At 60.5% G+C, this 8,635-nt stretch carries 9 protein-coding genes; 8 read left to right on the top strand and 1 reads right to left on the bottom strand.

The window, feature by feature from the left end:
• The first annotated feature begins 85 nt into the window (after nt 1-85).
• The 8 genes from DDF70_RS34290 (at nt 86) to DDF70_RS34255 (ending at nt 7,291) form a co-directional block, all read left to right on the top strand.
• Nucleotides 86-910, top strand: coding sequence for an IS5 family transposase (locus tag DDF70_RS34290; protein ID WP_114948207.1), 825 nt, complete (start codon nt 86-88; stop codon nt 908-910).
• A 231-nt stretch (nt 911-1,141) separates the two neighbouring features.
• Complete coding sequence (locus DDF70_RS34285) at nt 1,142-2,050, top strand: complex I NDUFA9 subunit family protein (protein ID WP_114949023.1); 909 nt, start codon at nt 1,142-1,144, stop codon at nt 2,048-2,050.
• Nucleotides 2,051-2,175: 125 nt separating this feature from the next.
• Nucleotides 2,176-2,439, top strand: a complete 264-nt coding sequence (locus DDF70_RS37275; RefSeq protein ID WP_162820878.1) for a hypothetical protein — start codon at nt 2,176-2,178, stop codon at nt 2,437-2,439.
• Nucleotides 2,440-2,998: 559 nt separating this feature from the next.
• Nucleotides 2,999-3,469: an aminoacyl-tRNA deacylase gene (locus tag DDF70_RS34275; RefSeq protein WP_114949021.1), complete on the top strand. Its 471-nt coding sequence runs from the start codon at nt 2,999-3,001 to the stop codon at nt 3,467-3,469.
• Between the two features lie 69 nt (nt 3,470-3,538).
• A complete protein-coding gene (locus tag DDF70_RS34270) occupies nt 3,539-3,862 on the top strand; it encodes a hypothetical protein (protein WP_114949020.1) in 324 nt (107 codons plus the stop codon).
• 393 nt (nt 3,863-4,255) lie between these two features.
• Nucleotides 4,256-5,401, top strand: a complete 1,146-nt coding sequence (locus DDF70_RS34265) for an alpha-hydroxy acid oxidase (protein ID WP_114949019.1) — start codon at nt 4,256-4,258, stop codon at nt 5,399-5,401.
• 785 nt (nt 5,402-6,186) lie between these two features.
• On the top strand, nt 6,187-6,423 hold the full coding sequence (locus DDF70_RS34260; protein ID WP_245435765.1) for a hypothetical protein: 237 nt from the start codon (nt 6,187-6,189) through the stop codon (nt 6,421-6,423).
• A gap of 49 nt (nt 6,424-6,472) precedes the next feature.
• A complete protein-coding gene (locus tag DDF70_RS34255; protein WP_114947600.1) occupies nt 6,473-7,291 on the top strand; it encodes a transglutaminase-like domain-containing protein in 819 nt (272 codons plus the stop codon).
• 68 nt (nt 7,292-7,359) lie between these two features.
• On the opposite strand, the gene recA is transcribed toward DDF70_RS34255, so the two are convergent.
• Nucleotides 7,360-8,397, bottom strand: a complete 1,038-nt coding sequence (gene recA, locus DDF70_RS34250; protein ID WP_162820662.1) for a recombinase RecA — start codon at nt 8,395-8,397, stop codon at nt 7,360-7,362.
• Between the last annotated feature and the right edge of the window lie 238 nt (nt 8,398-8,635).

The raw sequence follows: 8,635 nt of genomic DNA, 5'->3' as shown, positions 1-8,635 counted from the left end.
AGCCTGAGAGGCTGACTGAAAAAGGTTGAGTGGCCTCAAGCCCCTGTGATTCCGTCGGATTTGCGAAGATTCGAGGGAGATCACGATGGTATGGACCGAGGCCACTCGCCGGCAGTATCGGCGAGACGGGCTGCGTTATGCAAGCAACCTCACCGATGCCGAATGGGCGCTGATCGAACCCTTCATGCCCGCCGCCCGGCAGATCGGGCGTCCCCGCATCACCTGCCTGCGGGCCGTGGTTGAGGCCATCCTGTATCTGGCCTCGACCGGTTGCCAGTGGCGCCAGTTGCCCAAGGAGTTTCCGCCGTATTCGACCGTGCAGGGCTACTTCTATGCCTGGTCACGGGACGGCACCTTCGAGCGGATCAACCATGCTCTCGTGGCGGCCTCGCGCGAGAAGGACGGCCGTGAGGTGAGCCCCTCGGCCGGCGTGATTGACAGCCAGTCGGTCAAGACCACGGAAGCTGGCGGACCGCGCGGCTTTGATGCCGGCAAGACGATCAAGGGCCGCAAGCGCCACATCATCACCGACACGCAAGGCCATCTGGTCGGGCTGAGGGTCCAGACCGCCGACATCCAGGACCGGGATGGTGCGGTGGAGGTGCTGACCTCCATCCGGGCGCTGTATCCCTGGCTGCGCCATGTCTTTGCCGATGGCGGCTATGCGGGCGACAAGTTGCGCGACGCGATCGCCACTCTCGGACGCTGGACGATCGAGATCATCAAACGCTCGGATGCGGCCAAAGGCTTTCAGGTGCTCAAGTGCCGGTGGGTTGTGGAGCGAACATTCGCCTGGCTTGGACGCTGCCGTCGTCTGGCCAAGGACTTCGAAGCCTCTATCGAGAGTGCCGTCGCCTGGACCTTTATCGCCCATATCCGGATGCTGACCAGAAGGCTCGCAAGACCCTGAAATCAAACCCGTCTTTCTGAGTCAGACTCTGAGACTATGTGAAGGTGCGCTTAGCGCCTAAATATGGAACTCAGGCTAAGGCTTGTCTCGTGTCAATGACCTGACCTTCGGATCGATAATATGGTATCGAAGTCGCAGGGAGGCTCTGCCAGTAGCGGTTGCATGGGCCCCGTCGCGCAGGCCTGACGCCCAGTAGAACCGCGTTGGTCTTCGTGGGACACGACGACAGCGATGAAGCACGTCACGATCTTCGGCGGGTCGGGCTTTCTCGGTCGCCATCTGGTTGAGCATCTCGCCAGGGCGGGGGCATCCGTGCGGGTCGCGACGCGCCATCCGGTCACCACGGCAGAGACGCCGAGGCTCGCCCGGGTCCAACAGGTCGCAGTCGACATTGTCGATGACGGAGCTGTCGAGGCGGCGATCCAAGGAGCCGACACGGTCATTAATCTGGTCGGCATTCTCTCCCAGGCAGGACGGTACACCTTCACGGCCCTTCATGAAGAGGGCGCTCGCCGGGTGGCGGCCAGCGCCGGGCGCTTGGGGGTCCGGCAACTGGTGCACGTGTCGGCGCTCGGGGCCAGCCGCACGGCACCCGCGCTGGCGGACCGCTCCAAAGCTGCCGGCGAAGCGGCGGTGCGCGCAGCTTTCCCCGAGGCGACGATCATCAGGCCGAGCCTGGTTTACGGCCCAGACGATCACTTCTTCAACGGCTTTGCCGCGCTGGCGCGCCGGCTGCCGGCGCTGCCGCTGATCGGCGGCGGGCGAACGCGGTTTCAGCCCGTCTATGTCGAGGATGTGGTGGCGGGAGTTGGTGCCATTCTTGCGGACCCCACCAGTCCCGGCCAGACCTACGAATTCGGCGGCCCCCGGGTCTATACCTTCAAAGAGCTGCTTGAGTTTGTCTGCGCGACCATCGGCGTCCGACCGCTGCTGGTGCCCATGCCCTTCTGGGTCGCCGGAGTGTTGGGCGGGGTGCTGCAGGTGTTCCCTGACGCGCCGCTCACTCGCGACCAGGTCCGGCTGCTGAAGACCGACAAGGTGGTCAGCGGCTCCGAGCCCACACTCGCGGATGTTGGTGTTGAACCAAAGGCACTCGAGACCATCGTGCCTGACTATTTGGCAGTGTATCGACGCGATTGACCTCTGCGGCGCCCGTCGCGATGGGCAGGAAAGCTGGCGCACATTTCTGCCATTAACATAGGTTAGTCACCTTTGCAGGCAGCAAGGTTCCCATAAGCAAAACCAAGAATGTCAGAGGAGACGCCATGCCTAAACACCCAATTGTACAAGATTGTGTGCATGCACCAAGCATTCATTCGATCATCAGAGAAGTGTTGCATACCCTTGGCAACATCGATTTTAAGAATGAGTTCGGTCTGGACAGAGTGGACAAGGGTGTGCCGGACGAAGCGCTGAAGCGATACATCAAGCAGCACATTCGCGCCGCGCATCAGCGGAAACGCCAGCCGTATGTGGATCTGCGGCATGAGCTTCGGATGCAGCGGACTCACCCATCCTTCGCAGCCTGACTGCGCTGACGCGGCGTCTCCGGTCTACGACCACGAATGGCCGAGACGCTGGTCAATGGCACAGAACCGAGCGGTGGGGCTGAGGCATTGATCAATGCCTTGCCGGTCTGACAACGTCAATCGATCCTGTGCCGGACAAGGAGAAAGGCACGGCCCCAAAACGGTCGGAAGGAGCGTCCCTGTGATCTCTCGCCTACTCTGCAAACTGGAACGGCGCGACGTCCTCTCGGACGAGGAGAAGCAGATTCTCGAAGGCGCAGTGGCAAGGGTCAAAGAGGCCCCCATGAACGGACCGTCCATCCGAGAGCACTCTTCTGCTCGAAGGCTCCGCCACCCGCTATAAGTTGCTGCGGAACGGCTGGTGCCAGATCACCGCCCTGCACATCCCGGGGGACCTCGTCGACTTGCAAAGCTTAGTTCGCCAGAACAGCAGTTCGATTGTCGCTGGCGAGCCGGAGGCGTATACTGTGCAGACGTCCAGCAGCCGCGCCACGCGGCGCCGGTCTCCCAGGACAGGCCTCGTGACGCAGGGTACTCCTTGCTCAATGGGAGGCACGTCATGACGATCGCACCCACACTCCAAAAGTACATGGACGAGCGAGGGATCCGGTACAATCTGGTCCCGCATGAACCGACCCTGACCGCCCTCGGGTCCTCCCACGCCGGTCACATCCCGAGTGACAGGCTCGCTAAAGCTGTCGTGCTCAGCGATGGGGGCCGCTACACGCTCGCCGTTCTCCCTGCCTCGCGTCATCTCCAGCTGTCCGACCTCAGGAGGGAACTCGGGCATGAGGTTCACTTGGCCAGTGAGCCGGAAGCCGCGGACGTCTTCCGCGACTGTGCGCTCGGCGCGGTTCCAGCGGTGGGCGCGTGCTATTGGCTGGATGTGATCATCGACACCAGCATCGACCAGCAGCAAGAGCTGTATTTTGAGGGTGGCGACCACGCAACTCTGGTTCATGTGAACGGGGCCGAGTTTGCCCGCCTCAATCCTTTGGCCCAGCACGGATCCTTCAGCGCCCGCGAGTGATGGGGTGGCTCAGGTGGCAGATCGCGGCATAGGGCCTTCCAAGGGATGCCCAAGCTAAGGAGGAAAGTCATGAAAGCAGCTCTGGTGTTTGCCGGCAGCGGGCCGATCGTGATCCTCACGTCGTACCCGTCCTTGTCCGACGCTGGCTTGCTGCGCGCCCTGAAGGCGCACGGGGTCGGCAAGTTCATCGCTTACGAGCTTCCGCTTGATATTGTAGCGGCCCGCTATGGCGGCCATTTCCAGGTGGTGATGAACGACGCTCGTGACAGCGATGACCTGCGGGTGCTCGACGTCAACGGCGACCGGGCCTTCCGGCTCTTCCGCTTCTCCGAGCTGGGTCCGCCGCTCATGCATGACGACGCGCACTCGGATCAGGCAGAGACGGCAGCCTGAAGGGGTGTGTTGTAGTAACTCTCATAGCGCACATCGGGCCCAACCCAATAGGTCGGTCAGGCAGCAAAGCCGAACGGCTGATTGACGAGACGGATTTCGGCTGTCGCTCCTGGCGCCCGCACGATGCAGTGGCTCCCGCGGCCCGTGCGCATGACCTCGAGCCTCTCTATCGTTACTGAAGCCCGTTTGCAGTCTCTGGAAGCCGCTCACCGGCTGGGTCATGCTCTTGAGGGCACCCTGATCTGCTCGGGCAGGAAGTTCGGACCTGATGATGCTTGGCGCGTTCGTCGCAAGCCGCCGCGCCCAACTGGCATTTGGCAGCTGACGATTTTCAGTCCACGATTTCCTGCGGCGCGGCTATGGCCTCGTCCAGAACAATAGAGGTCAAGCGCCGTGCGTCTGAAACACTGCATCAATTTTCATGATTTCCGCCGACTGGCCAAAAAGCGCCTGCCCGGTCCGATCTTCAACTACATTGACGGCGCTGCCGATGACGAAGTCACCTACCGGCGCAACACGGCCGCATTCGACACTTGCGACCTCGTCCCCAACGTGCTGCGTGGTGTCACCGAGGTCGACCTTTCGGTAACCGTCATGGACCAGAAGCTAGCACTGCCGGTGTATTGCTCGCCGACAGCCCTCCAGCGGCTGTTTCATCACCAGGGTGAACGAGCCGTCGCCGCGGCCGCGGCAAGATTCGGTACGATGTTCGGCGTGTCTTCACTGGGCACAACAAGCCTGGAGGAAGCGCGCCGGATCAGCGCTACGCCTCAGGTCTATCAATTCTACTTCCACAAAGATCGCGACCTTAACCGGGAGATGATGACACGGGCCAAAAAGGCCGGTGTCGAGGTGATGATGCTGACCGTCGATAGTATCACGGGAGGCAACCGAGAGCGTGACAGGCGCACCGGCTTTTCGATCCCGTTCAAGCTCAATCTCGCCGGGATCACGCAGTTTGCCATCCGCCCGGCGTGGGCGTTCAACTATCTAACACACGAGCCGTTCAAGCTGCCACAACTCGACGGTCATGTGGACATGGGCCGTGGGACCATGTCGATCAGCCGCTACTTCACCGACATGCTCGATCCGTCGCTGTCATGGCAGGATGTCGCTCAGATGGTCGGAGAATGGGACGGTCAGTTCTGTCTCAAGGGTGTGATGTCGGTTGAAGACGCAAGGCGGGCGGTCGAGATCGGATGTACCGGAATTGTACTTTCAAATCATGGGGGGCGGCAGCTCGACGGCTCCCGCACCGCCTTTGAACAGCTTGCGGAAGTCGTTGATGCGGTCGGCGACCGCATCAACGTCATTATGGATGGCGGGGTGCAGCGCGGCAGTCACGTCCTGAAGGCGCTTTCGCTTGGGGCTAAGGCTGTGGGCCTCGGTCGATACTATTTGTTCCCGTTGGCGGTTGCCGGTCAGGCAGGAGTAGAACGTGCGCTCGAGCTGATGCGTTCAGAGCTGGAGCGCGATATGAAGCTTATGGGCTGCACCTCAATCGATCAACTCAGCCGTGCCAATATACGCTTCCGCTGATTCTTGTTATGTCAGCTTAGGAAAACCCGGATGTTTGTGGTTTCACAGGCCCCCCGGTTCGATCCCAAACTCGATTAGGGACGAGAAAGTAGCAGGTGCTTTGTGACACGACCATGGTCCGCGGAGAGCGCTGTTGCAACAACTCGGTCAGGCACAATCCGTAGTTGGCTTTCAGGGCGCAATGGCCGCTGCATCCTGTGGCTTGACAGTTTAATGCAGCCTCCTTCAGCAAGTTGTGGCAAAACGGCGATTGAAGCCGCTTTGGGGTCAGCGCAAGATGTGTTCCTGATTGAGCGCTAAGGTAGAACGGATCGGCAATTGATGGTGCGAGGCTTGAAGCCTGTCTCTCTGCGTGAGGCAACAGCACCTCGACGTGCATCGGATAAAGCGTTGTTGCTTCTCGCTAATCCTGTCCTCGAAGCCCCAAGCAACGTCACTCGCTCGGGCGGATCTTCCGGGTAGCCGCATCCTTTCTGTCGACGCGTCCGCAACGCTGTATGGCTACTCAGATGCCCGAACCGAGGCGAATTAGGCCGTCGGCTTGCTCGACACACCTGCGGTGGAGAGCATGTTCCTGCTACGCACTCCGTTAGCGCTCAATCAGGAGCAGATCTTGCGTTGGCCCCTACAAGGTGGCTCAAAGAATCGACCCTACCCTCATCCCCCAGGACGGCTGAGAGCCAGTTGGCCCTACCATCAACATAGCGGTTACCTGTCTTCGCGGTTTACCTGATTGCTGCTATGCTCTTGTACCAACCAGGATTGGGGACAGCTTGGACATCATCGTGACTCCGACAGACGATGGTAAGGCATGGGACCTGACCGATCTGCTCGGCTGCTCCATGGGGCACGTTGCTGAGACATCCGATCAGCAGCTCGCGATTTACCCGGCCGGCCAAGCTTTGACGACCATGGCCGGCATGAGTCATGGGCCTTATACTTCGCTCGATGCTGCTCTGGCCGCAATCGAGAAGCACACGCGAGGCGTCTGCCGGCTCAGCCCAGGCGAGGATCAACCATGATCTCTGGCGGCTCGAAGTCCGCCTTTGCTCAACCCTTGAGGGAAAAACCATGCGGATCCGCGTCGGCTGTGAGATGACCTACGAGTTCGGGCAAGCCACGCCCATGTTCGCGATCCTCAATGTGCACTCGTCGAGAGTGTCTGACCTGGAGCGGCCCGATTACCTGACCACGACCCCATCAGTGCCTGTGGAGGGGTACCGGGACAGCTTCGGGAACTGGTGCAACCGCCTCGTTGCACCGCCTGGAAGGCTCTCCCTCAAAACCGAAACTGTAGTCCGCGATACGGGCCGGTGGGACACGACAGTTCCCAAGGCTGAGCAGGTCCAAATCCAGAACCTTCCCGCAGAAACCCTGCTCTTCCTGCTGGGAAGTCGGTACTGCGAAACGGACCGGCTCTCCGACGTCGCCTGGAGCCTATTTGGAACAACCCCACCCGGCTGGACGCGCGTTCAAGCCATCTGCGACTACGTGCACGATCATATCACCTTCGGCTACGAGCACTCACGTGCGACGCGGACAGCGGCTGAAGCCTATGGCGAAAGGCGGGGCGTGTGCCGTGATTATGCTCATCTGGCGCTCACGTTCTGCCGGTGCCTCAACATTCCCGCTCGCTACTGTACCGGATACATCAGCGACATCGGCCTTCCGCCGCCTCATGCACCTCAGGACTTTGCCGCTTGGATCGAGGTCTTTCTGGGTGGGACGTGGCATACGTTCGATCCGCGCAACAACGATCCGCGGATCGGCAGAATTCTGATCGCTCGCGGTCGCGATGCTGCCGACGTGCCGCTGACCCTCACGTTTGGTCCCAGCACCCTGGTGGAGTTTCGCGTGACCACCGAGGAAGTGACGGGATCAGATTTCTGATCCTCTGGGCTCACACTGTGTGCTGTGCGGGACGTCGGCTGATCCGGGCCGGCATTCCTAGCTCGGACTTATGCCGCATCATCCGCCGGAGCATCGGCTGCATCGTTGGCCTGCAGCGCATCCATCAGCAGACCCGCGCTCTGACGGATCCTCGCCTCAATTTCAGAAGCAATCTTGGGATTGTCCTTGAGGAAGGTCTTGGCGTTCTCACGACCTTGTCCCAGGCGCTGGCTGTCGTACGAGAACCAGGCGCCGGACTTCTCGACGACGTTGGCCTTGACCCCAAGATCGATGAGTTCGCCCATCTTGGAGATGCCCTCGCCGAACATGATGTCGAACTCGACCTGCTTGAAGGGCGGAGCCACCTTGTTCTTCACGACCTTCACCCGCACCTGGTTGCCGATCGGCTCGTCGCGATCCTTGAGCGTCGAGACGCGGCGGATGTCGAGGCGGACAGAAGCGTAGAACTTCAGGGCGTTGCCGCCCGTCGTGGTCTCAGGGCTTCCGTACATGACGCCGATCTTCATGCGGATCTGGTTGATGAAGATCACCATTGTTTTTGTGCGGCTGATCGAACCGGTAAGCTTGCGCAACGCCTGACTCATCAGACGGGCCTGAAGACCGGGGCGGCTCTCGCCCATCTCGCCCTCAATCTCGGCTTTCGGGGTGAGCGCCGCCACCGAGTCGATGACCAGCACATCGACAGAACCCGAACGGATCAAGGTATCGGCAATTTCAAGCGCCTGTTCGCCATTGTCCGGTTGAGAGATCAGAAGGTCATCGAGGTTGACGCCCAGCTTTCGCGCATAGGCTGGATCGAGCGCATGCTCCGCATCGATAAACCCGCAAACGCCACCCGTCCTCTGGGCCTCGGCGACGGTCTGGAGCGCCAGCGTTGTTTTGCCTGACGACTCTGGCCCATACACCTCGACGACGCGACCTCTCGGAAGGCCCCCTACACCCAGAGCAATATCGAGCCCGAGGGAGCCGGTCGAAATCGTCTCCACCTCGACGACCTGACTGCCGCCAAGGCGCATGATCGAGCCCTTGCCAAAGGCACGCTCGATCTGGGCCACCGCTGTTTCGATAGCCTTATTCTTGTCCATGCTCATCTTGGTTCTTCTTCTGTAATTTCTGCGTATTGACCCTAGCTCATATGAATTCCAGATGCCAGAACAAAGCAAGAACTTAGATAAGTTATGGGGATTATTCGCGGCTAAGCTTTGTTCGACGCCGGAAAAACAACCGATCGACATCCCATGCCCGACAACCCCAGAGCATCGCTCGGCCCTAAATCACCGGAATTGAAGGGCTTGCGTTGTATCCCTTTGGAGAGGAACCATG

The organism is Microvirga calopogonii, from assembly GCF_003347665.1.
Lineage (GTDB): Bacteria > Pseudomonadota > Alphaproteobacteria > Rhizobiales > Beijerinckiaceae > Microvirga > Microvirga calopogonii.
This window is presented reverse-complemented; position numbering and strand designations above follow the sequence as displayed.